The sequence below is a fragment of the Halomonas colorata genome, from assembly GCF_014897985.1.
Classification (GTDB): domain Bacteria; phylum Pseudomonadota; class Gammaproteobacteria; order Pseudomonadales; family Halomonadaceae; genus Vreelandella; species Vreelandella colorata.
The window spans coordinates 1-681 of the sequence record NZ_JABUZA010000115.1 but is presented as its reverse complement, the minus strand read 5'-3'; the positions used below and the strand labels follow the sequence as shown (position 1 = coordinate 681).

Below are 681 nucleotides of genomic sequence, written 5' to 3'. Positions count from 1 at the left end.
CCAAACACTCTACTCATAAAGGATTCAGGCTTTGTCTCATCATAACACCGCATTTCATCAGTTGCTCCAGCCGTTATCCCGACATGATTTCGAACGTCTCGCTCGTGAGCACCACGTTGGGCAAAAACTGCGTTCTGCATCACGCTGGGATCAGTTTGTCGGGCTTTCCATGTCTCAAATTGCTGGCCGTCAAAGTCTGCGGGATATCGAGTCCAGCCTGACCAGTCAACGGCACAAGTTGTATCATCTCGGCGCTAAGCCCATTGCCCGTTCCACCCTGGCACGTCTCAATGAGCAGCAACCGGCCGAACTCTATGAAGCCGTCTTCTATAAGCTACTACAGCGTTGTTCTATTCGTTCAAATGCACACAAGTTTCGCTTCAAAAATCCGCTTTATTCACTCGACGCCAGCACCATCGATCTGTCATTGAGCCTCTTCCCCTGGGCTAAAATTCATCAATCCAAGGCCGGGGTAAAACTGCACACCGGCCTGAACAATGCCAGCCTGATCCCTGAATTCGTCGCCTTGAGCGAGGGCCGGGAAAACGATCTGATTCAAGGTCGACAGTTCAACTTTCCAGCGGGTAGCATCCTCGCCTTTGATAAGGGCTATGTTGATTACCGCTGGTATGGTGAGCTTACAAAACAAAAGGTTAGTTTCGTCACACGGCTGAGACCTAA

Annotated in this window: 1 protein-coding gene; it reads left to right on the top strand. The window is 50.4% G+C overall.

Annotation, left to right across the window (positions count from 1 at the left end):
• Nucleotides 1–31 precede the first annotated feature (31 nt).
• The coding region (locus INT33_RS21035; RefSeq protein WP_193092948.1) for an IS4 family transposase at nucleotides 32–681 on the top strand (650 nt) is incomplete at its 3' end.